Consider the following 17078-nt stretch of genomic DNA (forward strand, 5'->3'; position numbering starts at 1 on the left):
TGCTCCCTCATCCGACAATCGTGACAGGAACTTCGGCGGTCATGGCTAGATGGGCTGTGGAGGTACCAAACACCCTGCTCGCCAGCCCACGCTCCCCGGAACGCGCAACCACGATCTGGCTGGCCCCTTCCGACACCGCAGTCTCGTTCAGCAGGTCGGCCACATGGCCGTGCTTGACCAGTCCACGCGCGGCAAACCCCTCTGCCTTCAGCGCATTGACGGCCGGATTGATCACACGGTCCTTCGCCGAGGCAATTTCCGCTTCACGCCGCTTGTGACGCTCCGCGTTCTCTTCTGCCGTCTGGAACGAATATGGCGACCATTCGATGACGTAGAGTGCGATCAGTTCGCAATCTCCGATCAGGGACGCGAGCTGCTTGGCGAACGCGACGGCGCGATCGCCTGCCTCGCTGCCATCAAGCCCGATGAGAATCTTGGCTGTCATTGAATACCCCCTGCAAGGTTTCGTGTTTCGATCCGACGCAGCAATCTGTCGAACAGACAGCACAAACCGTGACACAGACAGACAGCGGGGTCACTTCATCCTTTAATAAAAATGAAATATTTGAACTGATTTCTTGAGAATGTGGTTGAAGTCAGGCCGCACTGTTTCCGGCGACCGCATCGCAAGCTGAAAACGGCGCTTGCATGCCTGTCACCGGCTCTTTTCCACGATGCCTTCCTGAAGACTGAAGCCGAAATCCGACGCTTGCAAGGGGATACAGGGCGGAATCAGCGTCCAAAGCGGCTCTCGATCATCGCGAAGAGTGCGCGCAGGCCCATGGCTTCGCCGCCGCGCGGACGGCCGGGACGGTTGCGGCTGTTCCAGGCCATGATGTCCAGGTGCAGCCAGCGATCCGGATCGGCGACGAATTCCTTCAGGAACAGCGCCGCCGTGCTCGCCCCGGCAAACCGCCCCGAACCGGCGTTGTTGATGTCGGCGAAGGGCGTGTCCAGCAGATGGCGATAGCCTTCGTGCAGGGGCAGACGCCAGACCTCATCATCTGCGGTACGCGCCGCAGCCTCCAGTTCGCTCGCGAGGGCGTCGCTGCGCGTGAAGAATGCCGCGATCTCGGTCCCAACGGCCACGCGTGCCGCGCCGGTCAGGGTCGCGAAGTCGACCAGCAGGTCGGGCTTTTCCTCCCCCGCGAGGCTGAGGGCGTCGCCCAGTACCAGCCGCCCCTCGGCATCCGTATTGCCGATCTCCACCGTGATGCCCTGCCGCGTCTGCAGGATGTCGCCCGGACGGTAGGCATTGCCGGCAACGGCGTTCTCCACAGCCGGAATCAGCACCCGAAGCCGTACCGGCAGCGCCTGGGCGAGGATCATGTGCGCCAGCCCCAGAACGGTGGCGGCGCCGCCCATGTCCTTGCGCATCAGTTCCATGCCGGAGGCCGGTTTCAGGTCCAGCCCGCCTGTATCGAAGCAGACCCCCTTCCCCACCAGTGTGACCTTCGGAAGTGCCGCATCACCAAAGGTCAGATCGATCAGGCGCGGCGGATCGACAGCCGCGCGCCCCACCGCATGGATCATCGGAAAGTTCTGTGCCAGAAGCTCATCACCGATGGTGCATTCGGCCGAGCCGCCGAACCGCTCCGCCAGAACCCGCGCGGACTGCTCCAGTGCCGTGGGGCCCATGTCCTGCGCCGGTGTGTTGATCAGGGTGCGGGTCAGGAAGATCGCCTCCGCCATCGCGGTGACGCGATCCTGATCGACCTCCAGAGGCCAGACGAGCTGCGCCCGGGGCTTCTCCGACGGTTTCAGATAGCGGTCGAACCGGTAGGTACCGAGTGCCCAGCCGAGCACCAGGTCTTGCGCCAGAGCCGCCGGGTCCGCGCATTCGAGCGCCGACAGGTCGAGCATGTAACGGTCTGCCGGCAGCCGGCCCTGCAGCCCCGCAACGCTCCACATGTCCGGCCTGTCACCGACGACCGCCAGCACCGCACTCGGTGTGCCGTCATCTCCCGGCAGCATCAGGGCCGCGCCAGCCTTCAGGTTCTCCAGCCGGCCCGCGAGCCAGTTGCGCCAGTTCAGCGGCTGCCCTTCCAGCCAGACAGTCAGCTTTCCGGCGGATACCAGATGAATGGGCAGCGCGCCTGCGCTTTCCCCGATCAGGTCGAACATGTTGGCCCTCCAGTCACGATTGGGGGTGACTCTGGTGTTTCGCGGATCAGGCCGCAAGGGCCATCAGTCGGTGACGGTCGTCCCCTGCTCCGATGCGTCCGCCGCGGCCTTCCCGGCGTCAGGTGCAGCATCGGAAACCGGTTCTGCCGTGTCGCGTGGCGGCTCGATCAGCCCGGCCTCCTCATAGAACCGCCGCGCTCCCGGATGCAGCGGTACGGTGAGCCCGTCCAGCGCTGTCTGCAACCGGATCTGGCGGCCCTTGACGTGGCCGGAATTGAGCAGCTCGCGGTTGCTGTCGGCCCAGAACGCACGGGTGATCTGGAAGATCAGTTCCTCATCGGCGTCCTCCAGCACGATCCATTGTGCGCCGACAAGAAGCGTCGGGGTGGTACCGACACCTTCATAGACACCCAGCGGCACGGCACCGGGGGTGTAGTAGCGGTTGGACAGGATCAACTGGTTTGCCGCGACCCCGGAAATGGGGGCGACGGTGAAACGTCCGGTCTCGGCAAGTTCGGTGACGGCAACGGACGGATAGCCGACGACAAAGAAGGCCGCATCGACCTCCCCTTCCAGCAAGGCCGTGATCGCGGCCTCCGGTCCCAGTTCGATCGCCTCGAAGTCCTCCGGCTCGATGCCATAGGCATTCATGATCAGCAGCGTGTTGATCCGGGTGCCGGATCCGGGACGGTCGATCGCCACCCGCTTGCCCCGCAGGTCGGACACCGAAAGGATGCCCAGGTCGCGGCGCACCACCAGATGCACATGCTCGGGATACAGGTTGGCAATCGCGCGCAGCTGCGGATAGGCCTTCTTGCCGGTGAAGACATGGTCGCCGCGATAGGCCCAGGCGGCGATATCGGCCTGTGACAGCGCCGAGTCGAAACGGCCCGAAACCAGCCCCTCGATATTGTCGAACGACCCGCGGCTAGTCACGGCGGTGGCGATCAGATTGTCAACACCGCAGGCACCGCCCTCGTCACAGGGTGCGCTGCCGGGCGGCCGCGAGATGGCCGAGGCAATCAGTGCGCCTATCGGGTAGTAGGTTCCGGCGGTCGATCCGGTGCCGATGCGGAACAGCTTCACATCCTGCGCAAACGCAGCCGTAGCGGTAATGAGCAGAAAGCTCATGAGGATTGCCGCCTTGGCGGTTGTGACCGGCCTTGCCCACATGCTTCCCTTATACGCCGATCCGTTCCGGCGACAAGTGCAGGACGGCCATCAGGGGGAGCGAACGCGTGCGAGACAGTGATTGTGCAGATGAAGACAAGCCGGAGAACCTGAGACCCGACATTGCGGAGGTCGTCCGTCTGCGCCGCGCCGCGCTGGACGAAGCCCGACCGGAGGCCGTCGCCAAGCGCCGCAAGACCGGCCACAGGACTGCGCGGGAAAACATCGACGACTTCCTGGATGACGGTTCGTTCCTGGAGATCGGCCGCCTGACAAAGCCCAAGCTGCCGCACATGACCGGCCCGGCGGACGGACTGGTCATGGGCACGGGTACGGTGGAGGGGCTGCCGGTCGCGGTGATGTCCTATGACTACACCGTCTATGCGGGCACCCAGTCGAGCCACAATCACGTCAAGCACGACCGGCTGTTCCAGCTCGCCATGAAGCATCGCTGGCCACTGATCACATGGCTGGAGGGTGGCGGGGCGCGTCCGCATGATGCCATGACCGGGCGCGTTGCCACGACGACGACCTTCGTGGACTTCGCCCGTGCCTCCGGCTGGGTGCCGCTGATCGGCATCTGTGCCGGCCGGGCCTTCGCGGGCAACGCCAACCTGTGCGGCATGTGCGACGTCCTGATCGCCACACCGAAGGCCGCCATTGGCATGGCCGGACCGCCACTGGTCAAGGCCGCGCTGGGCAAGGATTTCACGCCGGAGGAGATCTGCCCGCCGGAGACCCACATGGCCCAAGGCGTCATCGACATCATGGTCGCCGACGAGGCCGAGGCCGGGCGCGTCGCGCAGCAGTATCTCGGGTATTTCCAGGGACCCCGCGCACCGGGGGAGACTCCGGACGTGCGGCGCCTGCGCGATGTGGTGCCGGAGAGCCCGCGTCGGGCCTATGACGTCCGCAAGGTCATTGCCGGGATCGCCGACGTGGACACCTTCCTGGAGCTGAAGCCGAAGTTCGGGCGTGCCATCGTGACCGGCTTCGCCCATGTCGAGGGCCGTCCGGTCGGCATCATCGCCAACCAGCCGATGTTCATGGCAGGCGCCATCGACAGCCCCGCGTCGGAGAAGGCGGCACGCTTCATCCAGCTCTGTGACGCGTTCGACATTCCGATGCTGCTGCTGTGCGATACACCGGGCCTGATGGTCGGACCGGACGTGGAGAAGACCGGCCTGGTCCGCCGCTCGGCGCGCGTCCTCCTCGCCCTCGCCAATGCGACGGTGCCCTTCATCACCGTGGTGCTGCGCAAGGCCTATGGGCTGGGGTACTACGTGATGGGCTCGGAACCGCTGGAGCCCACGCTGCTGCTCGCCTGGCCAACGGCGGAGTTCGGTGGCATGGGCATCGAGGGGGCGGTCAACATCATCAACAAGCCCGAACTGGATGCCGCACCGGACAAGGAAACCCACGACCGCATCCATGCCGAGAAGGTGGCGGAACTGAAGAAGGCGAATACGGCACTGGAGGTCGCGGGCCGGTTCGAGTTCGACGACGTGATCGACCCGGCCGACACCCGCTGGTACATCGCCGAGACCCTGAAGCGCCTGCCCGCCCCCGCACCGCGCCAGCATCGGAAACATCCGGTGGACGCGATGTAGGCGCCCCCCCTATCGTGGCGACTGGTCGAGCAGCATTCGGGCCGGAGAAGAGATGATCGTCGGACGACAGACCGCGTTGTTCCTGGACTATGACGGAACCCTGGTCGATCTGGCCGCAACGCCGGAGGCTGCGCAGCCGCCGGAGGGTCTCGTGCCGCTGCTGCAGCGACTGGGGGCCGCCCTGGACGGCGCGGTTGCCATCCTGAGCGGGCGCACCGTTGCGGACATCGACCGGATGCTCACGCCCCTGCAGGCAACTGTCGGCGGCGTTCACGGCGCAGAGATTCGGATGGCCGATGGCGCGCTCGAGTGCCTGGAGGTGCCCGGCGAACTGGTTGCAATCCGCACCCTGTGCAACGCACTGGCCGACGAGACGCCGGCGCTGCGCGTCGAGGACAAGGGACAGGCCATCGCCGTCCATTTCCGCGCGGTCCCGGCGGCGGAGAAACGGGTCGGCCATGCCCTGCAGGCCGCGCTGGCCACAAGCCGCGATCTGGAGCTGATCCACGGCAAGATGGTCTATGAGGTGCGCCGCCCCGGCATGCACAAGGGGGCGGTGCTGCAACGTCTGATGCAACGCGCGCCGTTCCGTGATCGCATACCCCTGATGATCGGCGACGACCGGACCGACGAGGATGCCTTCGCCATGGCTTTGCAACTCGGCGGTTCAGCCATCAAGGTCGGTGACGGCGAAACCGTCGCGACCTCCCGCCTCGGCGATCCCGATGCCGTGCGCCACCTGCTCGCACAGGCCGTTGAAACGATGAAGGATGACCAATGACCAGCCAGACCGCCGCAACCCGGGTGCCCTCTTTGAATCTCGGGGTCATTGGCAATTGCGCCTTCAACGCTCTGGTTGATGACAGGGGCGCTGTCGTCTGGTGCTGCCTGCCGCGCTATGACAGCGAGCCTGTGTTTCATGCCCTTCTGAGCGACGGCAAGGACCGGCCGAACGGCAGTTTCGTGATCGATGTCGAGGATTTCGACCGCGCCGAACAGGCCTATGATCCCAACACGGCGATCCTGCGGACGCGTCTGTTCGACGGCAGTGGCCGGGGCGTGGAGATCACCGACTTCGCGCCGCGCTTCTCCGCCCGGGGCCGCATGTTCCGCCCCCTCACCCTGGTGCGCCGGTTGCGCCCGATCAACGGATCGCCCCGCATCCGCATCCGGCTGCGGCCCACGCACGGCTGGGGCACCAAGGCCCCGACCATCACCCATGGCAGCAATCACATCCGCTATGTCAGCGACCACTACACCATGCGCTTCACCACCAGCGCGCCGGTCGACTACGTGCTGAAGGAGACCGCGTTCCTGCTCGACCAGCCGCTCGACATGATCCTGGGTCCGGACGAGACACTGACGTCCGGTGTCAGCGAGACCGCCGCCGAGTTCGAGGAGAAGACCGCGGACTACTGGCGGCACTGGACCCGCCGCCTCGCCCTGCCGCTGGAATGGCAGGAGGCTGTGATCCGCTCCGCCATTACCCTGAAGCTCTGCGTGTTCGAGGAAACGGGCGCCATTGTCGCCGCGCTGACCACCAGCATCCCGGAGTCAGCCGGTTCGGGGCGGAACTGGGACTATCGCTTCTGCTGGCTGCGCGATGCCTTCTTCGTGGTCCGCGCGCTCAACACGCTGGCCGAGGTCGGCACCATGGAGGATTACCTGCGCTGGCTGCGCAATGTCGTGGTCGATGCCGACGGCGGCCACATGCAGCCCGTCTACGGCATCGGGCTGGAGGCGCAGATCAGCGAACGGATCATCGGGGAGATCCCCGGCTATCGCGGGATGGGTCCGGTCCGGGTCGGCAACCAGGCGCATGAGCACTTCCAGTACGACGTCTTCGGCAATGTCGTGCTGGGGGCGGCGCAGGCCTTCTTCGACAAGCGGTTGCTGCGTCCCGCCGACATCGACGATTTCGAGCGGCTGGAGAAGGTCGGCGAGCAGGCCTTCCATTTCCATGACAAGCCCGACGCCGGCATGTGGGAGTTGCGGACGCGGGCGCGGGTCCATACCTCGTCAGCGCTGATGTGCTGGGCTGCCTGCGACCGACTGGCGAAGATCGCGACCGAGATCGGGCGGCCTGATCGCGAGACCTTCTGGGCCGACCGTGCCACGATCATCCGGGACCGCATCCTGACCGAGTCCTGGAGCGAGGAACGCTAGGCCTTCGCGGAGAGCTTCGGCGGACGCGACCTTGACGCCTCTGTCCTGCTGATGGCGGAGGTCGGGCTGATCGACCCGATGGACCCGCGCTTCGTTTCCACCGTCGAGCGGCTGGAGGAAACCCTGACAGACGGCCCGCACATGCGGCGCTACGAAGCGGCGGATGACTTCGGCGCACCGGAAGTGTCGTTCAACATCTGTGCCTTCTGGCGCATCGAGGCCCTGGCCAGGATCGGCCAGATCGACAAGGCCCGCGAGACCTTCGAGGCCATGCTGGCCCTGCGCAATCCGCTTGGTCTGCTGTCGGAGGACACGCACCCGGAAACAGGCGAGCTCTGGGGCAACTTCCCCCAGACCTATTCGATGGTCGGTATCATCAATTGCGCCCGATTGCTGAGCAAGGGATGGGAGACCCGGATATGAGCCGCCTGATCGTCGTTTCGAACCGGGTGCAGGACCCGGCTGCCGGTCCGGGCGCAGGGGGCCTGGCCGTGGCGCTGGGCGAAGCGCTGGAGGCCAATGGCGGTGTCTGGATCGGCTGGGATGGCCGGGTGGAAACCGACCCGCTCCAACCCGTGAGCTGGAACGAGCACAGGTCAGGCAACCTGACACTGCTGACCACATCCCTGACGCCGGAGGAGCATGAGGGGTATTATCTCGGCTTCGCCAACCGGGTGCTCTGGCCCGCGTTTCACTATCGCCTGGATCTCGTCGACTACACCACCGACCACTCACGTGTTTACGGCGCGGTGAACCGTCGTCTTCCCATGAAGGTCGCGTCGATCCTTCGGCCCGATGACAGGATATGGATCCATGACTATCACCTGATCCCGCTGGCGGCGGAGCTGCGGGCAACGGGCTGTGGCAATCCCATCGGCTATTTCCAGCACATTCCCATGCCACCCCCCAGCATCATGGCGGCGGTGCCGGAAGTAAGCTGGCTGGTGCGCACGCTGTTCGCCTACGACGTGGTCGGATTCCAGACGGAAACCGACCGGCTGCATCTGGTCCAGCAGGTGCAGCAACTGGAGAGCGATACGGAATCGGACGGCGAATATGTGACCGCCTTCGGGCGCTCCACCCGGGTCAAGTCCTACCCCATCGGCATTGATGCCGGCCGCTTTGCCGCCATGGCGCGCACCCCCAACGCCCAGGAGATCATTGATCGTATCCGACAGCGCAACCTGAACCGGTCGCAGGTCATTGGCGTTGACCGGATGGATTATTCCAAGGGTCTGCCGGAACGGATGGAATCGGTGCGCCGCCTGTTCGAGCTCTATCCGGAGAACCGCGGTGCCATGACCTTCATGCAGATCGCCCCGACATCGCGCGGTGCGGTCGATGCCTATGTCGATCTGCACGAACGCCTGGACTCGCTCAGCGGGGAGATCAACAGCAAGTTCAGCGACTTCGACTGGACACCGATCCGCTACATCAATCGCCAGTTCCCCCGCGAGACGCTCGCCGCCCTGTATCGCGCCAGCCGCGCCGCGCTGATCACGCCGCTCCGCGACGGCATGAACCTGGTGGCGCATGAATATGTGGCGGCACAGAATCCGGATGATCCCGGCATGCCGGTCCTGTCACGCTTTGCCGGCGCGGCCGAGTACATGGACGAGGCCCTGCTGATCAATCCCTACAACATCGACCAGACAGCCATCGCGCTGCAGACCGCCCTGCAGATGCCGCTGAAGGAACGCAAGCGCCGCCACAAGGCCCTGATGAAGGTGGTTCAGGACCTGGACGTTTCCCGCTGGAGCAGCCGGTTCCTCAACGACCTGAGCCAGTTGCTGCGCGCGGTTCCGGGCTGAGGGAGGGACAGGTCCGATGCGACTGATCGCGGATATCGGTGGGACTCATGCCCGCTTCGGCCTTGTCGACGGACAGGGCACACCTTCCCGCGTCCAGAAAATGCAGACCGCCGACCACGTCGGCTTCGCGGAGGCGGCCCGTACCTATCTCGCGGCGAACGGCCTCCCGAACCTCGCTTCGGTTGCGGTCGCCATCGCCGGACCGGTGAGTGGTGGCGCGGGTCGGCTGGTCAATGGACCCTGGCAGTTCGACCTGCCGATGCTGCGTGACCTGGCTGCCGGTGGCGAGGGCCGGCTGCTGAATGACCTGCAGGCGGCGGCCATGGGAACCCGTTACTGCAGTCCCAGGCCATTGGCGTCCAGGAAGTTGCCGGATCACGATCGTCCGGTGCTGACCATCGGGGTCGGGACCGGAATCGGCGGGAGCCTGCTGGTTCCGGACGGGTCGGGCAGCCAGATTGCCGTGGCGACAGAGATCGGCCATGGGCTGCTCTCCACCCGCGGCCTTCTCGACACCGACGTCCCGTTCAGCGCCGAAGCCCTGCTTTCAGGCACCGGACTGCCACAGCTCTGCCGGGTCGCGGGGTTCCGCGATGGAACACGGACGGCACCGGAGGTCATTGAATTCCTGCGCCAGGCGACACCATCGGCGCTGCGGCTGGGACAGCTCTACGCCCAGTTGTTCGCCCGTTTCGCGGCAACGGCTGCACTGACGACAGGCGCGACGGGCGGCGTGATCATTGTCGGCGGACTGGCGAAACGGCTGTTTCCGCTGTTGCCGACTGCAACGCTGGTCTCAGCCTTTCACCTGCCCGGCCCCATGCAGGACTGGCTGCGCGATGTCAGCATCTGCCAGGTGACCGACGACGACGTGGCGTTGAAGGGACTCGCCGGAATGCCGATCTGACATTCCGGCTACCTCCGACTGATCAGTCCTCGCTCTTGCCGAAGACGGAATCGACGGTCGGCACGTCTTCCTCGTCGCTCTCTTCCTTCGGCTTGCCGATGCCCAGCGCCGCGGAGGCAATCGCGGCCTCGGCAGACAGTCGACCCGCGGCAGACGGGGCCGCATGTTCCACATGGGTTTCCGGAATCAGGTCCGGCTTCTCGGCGACCATCTTGCGACGGCGATCCGCGGCCTCCGACACCAGCGCGGCAAGCTCCGTCTGGGTACAGATGCCCAGGCTCACCGGATCGGTCGGCTTGATGTTGGTCATGTTCCAGTGGGTGCGTTCACGGATCTTGTTGATCGTGTCCTTTGTCGTGCCCAGCAACCGCCGGATCTGAGCATCGGTCAGTTCCGGGTGGTGGCGCAGGATCCAGGCAATCGCCGCCGGACGGTCCTGACGCTTGGACACGGGCGTGTAGCGCGCGCCCTTCTTCTGACGCTGGATCGGGATCGCGGATTCCCGCAGCACCAGATTGGCGTTGGGGTCCTTCTCGCACCGCTCGATCTCGGCGCGCGTCAGCTGGCTGTTGGCCACGGGGTCCAGACCGACAATGTTCTGGTCCACCTCACCATCCGCCATGCCCTGAATGGCCAGCGGATGCAGGCCGCAGAATTCAGCGATCTGGCGAAAGGAAAGCATCGTGTTGTCGATCAGCCATACGGCGGTGGCCTTCGGCATCAGAGGTAATGCCACTGTATTCTCCCGTTCAGACTGTCAGGGGTACCGCGCCTGCATCACATATCCGGTTGCGTGCACATCAGCGGTCATGAAACTCATGCGCACGAATTAGACGTTTTACGCGCCGGATTCAAGCGGGGCGCGTCACCCGACCGTCAGCATGATCTTGCCGACATGGTTGCTGGCCTCCATCAGGGCATGTGCCTCGGACGCCTTCTCCAGCGGCAGCACGGTATCGATGACCGGCAGCGCGCGCCCGTCAGCCAGCAGCGGCAGCACGTGATCCTCCAGCGCGCGGGCGATCAGCGCCTTGTCCGCCACGGGACGGGGGCGCAGGGTCGAACCGGAAAGGTGCAACCGCTTCTGCATCACATGCAGCAGGTTCAGTTCCACCTTCGGCCCCTGCTGGACAGCGATCTGCACCAGCCGTCCCTCCACGGCCAGCGACTTCACGTTGCGCGCGAAGTAGTCGGCACCGCCGACCATGTCGAGAACCAGGTTGACCCCCTCCCCGCCGGTGAGTTCCGCGATCACCTCCGCGAAATCCTCCTCCCGGTAGTTGATCGCCCGCTCCGCGCCCAGATCGACGCAGGCGGCGCATTTCTCGGCCGATCCGGCCGTCACGAAGACCCGCGCCCCGAAGGCTTTCGCAAGCTGGATCGCCGTCGTGCCGATACCGCTGGACCCGCCATGGATCAGGACACTCTCGCCGCCCTGCAGCTTTCCGCGCTCGAACATGTTGGTCCAGACGGTGAAATAGGTTTCCGGCACCGCCGCCGCATGCACCATGTCCAGGCTGGCCGGGACGTTCAGGCACTGCCCCTCCGGCGCGACGCAATATTCGGCATAGCCACCACCGGCAACCAGCGCCATGACGCGATCACCCACATTGAACTGATGCACCCCGTCTCCCTTGGCGGCCACGGTCCCCGCGACTTCCAGCCCCGGATAGTCCGGGGCGCCCGGCGGCGGCGGATAGCCACCCGTCCGCTGCATGACGTCGGGACGGTTCACGCCTGCCGCCGCGACCTTGATCAGCACCTCGTCGTGACCCGGTGCGGGAACGGGGCGCGTCATGGGCTTCAGCACCTCCGGTGCACCGAATCCATCCAGGCCAATCACCGTCATTTCCGTCGGCAGTGTCTCGCTCATGTGCTGTTCCCTCACCCTGTGCCACGAAGACGCCCGGTCATTCATGCCAGCGTCCCTTTGTCGATCAACGTGCACCTGATCTATGCTTGCTGCCCCGGAGTGGCAAGCGGAGGCAACAATGGAAGATGAGGAACGCGCGCGGGAGAAGTATTTCCAGTCCCGCGATCTGGACGATGTCTCGATCGAAGAGCTGCAGGAACGGATCGTCGAACTGGAGGCGGAGATCACGACCCTGCGTGCCGTGATCGAGAAGAAGCACAGCGTGCGCAGTGCCGCTGATTCCATATTCAGCCGCTAGACGGTTCCCGGAACCTGATCCGGCAGCATTAGGGGATGGTTAACTTCCGTCCGGTACATTGGGAACCCTGAGCAGGAGTAGTTCTCCCCTCAACCTCCCTGTCTGAAATGGTCGCCTCCGAGTTCCCCTCCCCGGGGGCGACCTATCAGTCTGCACTGGTCTTCCGGTTTGCTGCGCCGCAGCATCGATTTTGTGTTTCAGTGCTAATGCACTTGCTTGACTCCTTTCCCCAACCTTGGCCTAATCCCGCTCGCGGAGCCGAGTTGACAGGGACTGGCGCGTAATAACAGGGCGATCAACGCCTTGAGGGGAAAACTAAGTTTCTCGAAAAAGCCGCGACCGGCAACGGGCGCGGTTTTTTCTTTGCGCCGGCCTGGTGTAGTCCCAGGATCAGGTGTCTGAAGATCAGCACTGATGCGGCCTGACGCGCCGCACCGCCCGGATCATGCAGCCGTCACGACACCGGCTGCCGGAGGAGGAGAGCCACCTTGAAACCCAAGTATCCGAAGTTCGATACGCTTGGCCTTCATGCCGGACAGCATCCGGACCCGGTCACCGGCGCCCGTGCCGTACCGATTCACATGACCACATCCTATGTCTTTCAGGACACGGATCATGCGGCGGCCCTGTTCAACATGGAAACGCCGGGCCACCTCTATTCCCGAATCTCCAATCCCACCGTCGCGGTGCTGGAGGAACGGCTGGCCGCGCTGGAGGGTGGGGTCGGCGCCGTCTGCACCGCCTCAGGTCAGGCAGCCCTGCATGTGGCCATCGCGACGCTGATGGGCCAGGGCGGGCACATCGTCAGTTCCGCCTCTGTCTACGGCGGCAGCCACAACATGTTTCATCACACCCTGCCCCGATTCGGCATCACCACGACCTTCGTCGATCCGCGCGACACGGAAGGATTCGCAAAGGCGATCCGGCCCGAGACGCGCCTGGTCTTCGGCGAAACGCTGGGCAATCCCGGTCTGGAGATCATGGACCTGCCCGCCGTAGCGCAGATCGCCCATGACAACGGCATTCCGCTGATGATCGACAATACCTTCGCCACGCCCTACCTGTTCCGGCCCATCGAGCACGGGGCCGACATCGTCATGCATTCGGCAACCAAGTTCCTTGGCGGTCACGGGGTGGCCATCGGCGGCGCGCTGATCGACGGCGGCACCTTCGACTGGGCCGCCTCCGGCAAGTTCCCGACCCTGACGGAGCCCTATGCGGGCTATCACGGCCTGAACTTCTGGGAGGAATACGGCCCCGCCGCCTTCGCCATGCGCGCGCGCGGAGAGGGCGTGCGCGATTTCGGTGCCTGCCTCAGCCCGCAGAACGCCTTCTACCTGCTGCAGGGGGTCGAGACCCTGCATGTGCGCATGCCGCGCCATGTGGAGAATGCGCGGAAGGTCGCCGCGTTCCTGGATGGCAACGATGCGGTGAACTGGGTCTCCTACCCCGATCTGCCGAGCCACCCGGATCATGAACGGGCCAGGCAGCTTCTGCCCAAGGGTGCCGGTGCCATCTTCAGTTTCGGCGTCAAGGGCGGTCGGGAGGCCGGGCGCGCCTTCATCGAGGCACTGAACATCTTCTCCCACCTCGCCAATGTCGGGGATGCCAAGTCACTGGTGATTCACCCGGCCTCGACAACGCATCAGCAGATGGATGCGGCCGCGCTGAAGGCCGCCGGCATCGGGGAGGACATGATCCGCCTGTCTGTCGGCATGGAAGATGCCGACGATCTGATCGATGACCTGAAGCAGGCCCTGCGCACCGCGCAGCGCGCCGTTCCCCAAGCGGCGGAGTAAGCAATCATGATGTTTCAAGTCGACGGTCACGACGTCTATGCCCACACAGGCGGCAAGGAATTCGACCCCAGCGGCAACGTGGTCGTGATGATCCATGGCGCCGCGATGAGCCATCTCGCCTGGTCACTGCAGACCCGGTATCTGGCGCACCACGGATTGAGCGTCCTGTCGCTCGACCTGCCCGGCTGCGGCAAGTCCGGTGGTGACCTGCCCGAATCGATCCACGACGCGTCCCACTGGCTGATCCGCGTGCTGGATGCGCTGGGGGTGGAGAAGGCGGCGCTGGTGGGTCATTCCATGGGCGCGCTCATCGCGCTGGAGACCGCCGGGCACAATCCCGATCGCGTGAGCCGACTGGTGCTGATGGGCGTCGGCTATCCGATGGCCGTCAACGATGCCTTCCTGGATGCGGCGGACAGCAACCTGCCCCTTGCCATCGGTCTGATGAACGACTGGGCCCATGCCCGGCGGGCGCATATCGGCGGCTTTCAGGTTCCGGGTCTTTGGATGGTGGGTGCCGATACACGCGTGGTGCAGCAGGCGGCGCACGGCGTGATGCACCGCCACCTGGCGATCTGCAATGCCTACGACGGCGGAGAGGCCGCGGCGGCGGCAGTGACCTGCCCGACGTACCTGATCCTTGGCGCCAACGACAACATGACCCCCGCCAAGGTCGGGCGGAAGCTCGCAGCCCTGATCAAGGGGGCCGACGCCACCGTCATTCCCGACTGCGGTCACATGATGATGACGGAACAACCGACAGCCGTGATGCGCGCCCTGAAGCCAGCCCTTGGCATCTGACAGACCGGAGCGTTTCAGGGAGATGACGCGAGGCTCGGAACGACCGTCATCCGGCGGGGCCAGCGCATGGGACGCCGTCGGTGTCCTGCTGTTCTGCTTCATCCTCGGCATGGTTGCCCGCGGAATGTTCGACAGCTTCGTCGTCATGCTGCGCCCGCTGGACCAGAGCCACGACTGGGACCGCGACCAGCTGACCGCGATCTACGCCATTGCCATGACCTGCTGGGGCCTGGGTGCGCCGCTGGCAGGCTGGATCTTCGACCGCCATGGCCCCCGTACTGTCTACTTCTGCGGCATGGCGATGATGGTTGGCGGCATGCTGCTGGCCAGTACCGACGCGGGACTGTGGAGCTTCTACCTCGGCCATGGCATCGCCGTCGGCACCGCTGGCGCCATGCTCGGCAACGTCACCCATGCCGCACTGGTCAGCCGCTGGTTCGACCGCCGTCGCGCCGCCGCGCTCGGGCTGGTGCATTCGTCGATGGGGATCGGCGTGCTGGTCTTCTCACCGGTATCGCAGCTTCTCATCGACGAGCTTGGCTGGCAGCTGGCCTATCGCTGGCTGGCCGTCATCGGTCTCGCCATCGTGCTGCCGGTCGTCCTGTTCGCCCCCTGGAAGCGGTTCCTTGCGGGCAGCACGCAGGTCGCGAACCGCAGTATCAGCCGCGCGGCCGAACCCGGTGCGCGCCAGCAGATCACCTCCCTGAAGGCCGCGATGGCGACCTGGTACTTCTGGGGGCTGGCCTGGATCTATGCCACCACCGGGGCCGGGGTCTATGTCGCCGTCACCCAGCAGGTGGACTATTTCCAGACAGTGGGCATCCCGCCGCTGGACGCCGCCAGCCTCTACGGCATCACCGGTGCCCTGGCACCGGTCGGCATGATCGGCTTTGGCTTTCTGGGGGACCGGTTCGGCGTACTGCCTGCGTCAACGCTCTCCTATGCCCTGACGCTGGTGGCCTATGCCGGTTTCCTGTCACTGGCGGGCAACCTCAATACCCTCGTGCTTTACGGGTCCATCGTCTGCCTCGGCCTGACACTCGGCAGTCGCGGCCCCATGATCTCGTCCATTGCATCACGGTTGTTTCAGGGGCCTGCGTTCGGGCGCATCTACGGCGTCATGCTGGCGGCGGGCGGCGCTGGCGGCGGTCTCGGGGCATGGATCGGCGGCTTCATTCAGGAAGCGAGCGACAGCTATGCGGCGCTGTATTACGCGGGTGCGGCAATCCTGATCGTCGGTGGTGTACCGTTCATCTTCCTTGCGCGCCTGATCGCGCGCTAGACTGTCACAATGTTGCGTACACACAAGGTTCTGGGGAGGACACAATGGATTTCAGAATGACCGAGGAGCAGGAAGCCATCCGCGATGCGGTGCGCAAGGCCTGCGAACCGTTTGATGACGCCTATTGGCTGGATCGCGACGAGACCGGCAAGTTTCCCCATGAATTCCACAAGGCCATGGCCGACGGCGGCTGGCTCGGCATCGCGATGCCGGAGGAATATGGCGGATCGGGTCTCGGCGTGAAGGAAGCCGCGATCATGATGAATACCATCGCGCAGACGCCCGGCGCGCAGAGTGCCGCCTCCGCCGTGCACATCAACATCTTCGGCCCGCACCCCATCGTGGTCATGGGGACGGAGGAGCAGAAGCAGCGCCACCTGCCACCGCTGATCAAGGGTGAGCAGATCACCTGCTTCGGCGTCACGGAGCCGGATGCCGGCCTAGATACCACCAGCATCAAGACGAAGGCGGAACGCACGGACAAGGGCTATGTCGTGCACGGTCGGAAGATGTGGACCTCCACCGCGCAGGAAGCGAACAAGATCCTGCTGCTGGCCCGAACGACGGCCAAGGAGGACTGTTCGAAGTCCACCGATGGCATCAGCCTGTTCTACACCGACTTCAACCGCGACTATATCGAGGCTCGGGTCATCCCGAAGATGGGTCGCAAGTCGGTGGATTCGAATGCTGTCTTCATCGACGGCCTGCCGATCCCGAAGGAGGACCTGATCGGCGAGGAAGGCAAGGGATTCTATTACCTGCTGCACAGCCTCAACCCCGAACGCATCCTGGTCGGCATCGAAGGCATCGGCATCGGACAGCAGGCGCTGGAACGCGCGGTGGAATACGCCAAGGAACGCGTCGTCTTCGGACGCCCCATCGGCATGAACCAGTCGATCCAGCATCCACTTGCCGTCAACTGGGCCGAACTGGAAGCCGCCTACATGATGTGCATGAAGGCCGCCGACCTCTACGACCGGGGACTTCCCTGCGGCGCGGAGGCCAATGCGGCGAAGTATCTGGGCGCGGAAGCCGGTTTCAAGGCCGCGACACAGGCGGTGCTGACCCATGGCGGCATGGGCTACGCGAAGGAGTATCACGTCGAACGGCTGATGCGCGAAGTCATGATCTCCCGCATCGCACCGGTCTCGATGCAGATGATCCTGAACTTCATCGCGGAGCGGAAACTGGGCCTGCCACGGAGCTATTGAGGCGGCGCTGATCCGGCGTGGTAGAC

14 protein-coding genes and 1 pseudogene are annotated in these 17078 nt (G+C 64.9%); 10 read left to right on the forward strand and 5 right to left on the reverse strand.

What is annotated here, in order from left to right:
* Positions 1–7: 7 nt before the first annotated feature.
* The 3 genes from QGV54_RS10580 to QGV54_RS10590 all read right to left on the reverse strand — a co-directional run bounded on the left by QGV54_RS10580 (position 8) and on the right by QGV54_RS10590 (position 3255).
* Entirely contained in the window at positions 8–445 is a 438-nt protein-coding gene (locus tag QGV54_RS10580) for a universal stress protein (RefSeq protein ID WP_281016863.1), read from the reverse strand.
* A 287-nt stretch (positions 446–732) separates the two neighbouring features.
* The gene (locus QGV54_RS10585) at positions 733–2124 is read right to left on the reverse strand and encodes a leucyl aminopeptidase family protein (protein WP_281016862.1); all 1392 of its coding nucleotides are present in this window, start codon (positions 2122–2124) and stop codon (positions 733–735) included.
* Positions 2125–2187: 63 nt separating this feature from the next.
* The gene (locus QGV54_RS10590; RefSeq protein WP_281016861.1) at positions 2188–3255 is read right to left on the reverse strand and encodes a TAXI family TRAP transporter solute-binding subunit; all 1068 of its coding nucleotides are present in this window, start codon (positions 3253–3255) and stop codon (positions 2188–2190) included.
* 107 nt (positions 3256–3362) lie between these two features.
* Between QGV54_RS10590 and QGV54_RS10595 the strand changes: the two genes are divergently transcribed.
* The 5 genes and pseudogenes from QGV54_RS10595 to QGV54_RS10620 all read left to right on the forward strand — a co-directional run bounded on the left by QGV54_RS10595 (position 3363) and on the right by QGV54_RS10620 (position 9788).
* Positions 3363–4904, forward strand: a complete 1542-nt coding sequence (locus QGV54_RS10595; protein ID WP_281016860.1) for a carboxyl transferase domain-containing protein — start codon at positions 3363–3365, stop codon at positions 4902–4904.
* 52 nt (positions 4905–4956) lie between these two features.
* Positions 4957–5685: a trehalose-phosphatase gene (gene otsB, locus QGV54_RS10600; RefSeq protein WP_281016859.1), complete on the forward strand. Its 729-nt coding sequence runs from the start codon at positions 4957–4959 to the stop codon at positions 5683–5685.
* Positions 5682–7493 (forward strand): annotated as a pseudogene (locus QGV54_RS10605) (glycoside hydrolase family 15 protein). The gene otsB and the pseudogene QGV54_RS10605 overlap by 4 nt, the downstream one beginning before the upstream one ends.
* On the forward strand, positions 7490–8881 hold the full coding sequence (locus QGV54_RS10615; RefSeq protein WP_281016856.1) for a trehalose-6-phosphate synthase: 1392 nt from the start codon (positions 7490–7492) through the stop codon (positions 8879–8881). Before QGV54_RS10605 ends, QGV54_RS10615 begins: the two are co-directional and overlap by 4 nt.
* Before the next feature lie 16 nt (positions 8882–8897).
* Positions 8898–9788 (forward strand): ROK family protein, encoded by an 891-nt coding sequence (locus QGV54_RS10620; protein WP_281016855.1) that lies wholly within the window; start codon positions 8898–8900, stop codon positions 9786–9788.
* A 22-nt stretch (positions 9789–9810) separates the two neighbouring features.
* Here the strand turns inward: QGV54_RS10620 and QGV54_RS10625 are convergent, their stop codons facing one another.
* Together QGV54_RS10625 and QGV54_RS10630 are read right to left on the reverse strand one after the other, a co-directional pair.
* Positions 9811–10524, reverse strand: a complete 714-nt coding sequence (locus QGV54_RS10625) for a cell cycle transcriptional regulator TrcR (RefSeq protein ID WP_281016854.1) — start codon at positions 10522–10524, stop codon at positions 9811–9813.
* A gap of 129 nt (positions 10525–10653) precedes the next feature.
* Positions 10654–11661, reverse strand: coding sequence for an NAD(P)H-quinone oxidoreductase (locus QGV54_RS10630; protein WP_281016853.1), 1008 nt, complete (start codon positions 11659–11661; stop codon positions 10654–10656).
* Between the two features lie 118 nt (positions 11662–11779).
* Between QGV54_RS10630 and QGV54_RS10635 the strand changes: the two genes are divergently transcribed.
* The 5 genes from QGV54_RS10635 to QGV54_RS10655 all read left to right on the forward strand — a co-directional run bounded on the left by QGV54_RS10635 (position 11780) and on the right by QGV54_RS10655 (position 17052).
* Complete coding sequence (locus QGV54_RS10635) at positions 11780–11959, forward strand: DUF1192 domain-containing protein (protein ID WP_281016852.1); 180 nt, start codon at positions 11780–11782, stop codon at positions 11957–11959.
* A 488-nt stretch (positions 11960–12447) separates the two neighbouring features.
* Entirely contained in the window at positions 12448–13758 is a 1311-nt protein-coding gene (locus QGV54_RS10640; RefSeq protein WP_281016851.1) for an O-acetylhomoserine aminocarboxypropyltransferase, read from the forward strand.
* Between the two features lie 6 nt (positions 13759–13764).
* Entirely contained in the window at positions 13765–14559 is a 795-nt protein-coding gene (locus QGV54_RS10645) for an alpha/beta hydrolase (RefSeq protein WP_281016850.1), read from the forward strand.
* A gap of 22 nt (positions 14560–14581) precedes the next feature.
* Positions 14582–15841, forward strand: a complete 1260-nt coding sequence (locus QGV54_RS10650; protein ID WP_281016849.1) for an MFS transporter — start codon at positions 14582–14584, stop codon at positions 15839–15841.
* Between the two features lie 44 nt (positions 15842–15885).
* Positions 15886–17052: an acyl-CoA dehydrogenase family protein gene (locus QGV54_RS10655; protein WP_281016848.1), complete on the forward strand. Its 1167-nt coding sequence runs from the start codon at positions 15886–15888 to the stop codon at positions 17050–17052.
* Positions 17053–17078 lie beyond the last annotated feature (26 nt).

Origin of the sequence: Minwuia sp. IMCC3060 (assembly GCF_029909435.1) — a bacterium.
GTDB lineage: Bacteria > Pseudomonadota > Alphaproteobacteria > Minwuiales > Minwuiaceae > Minwuia.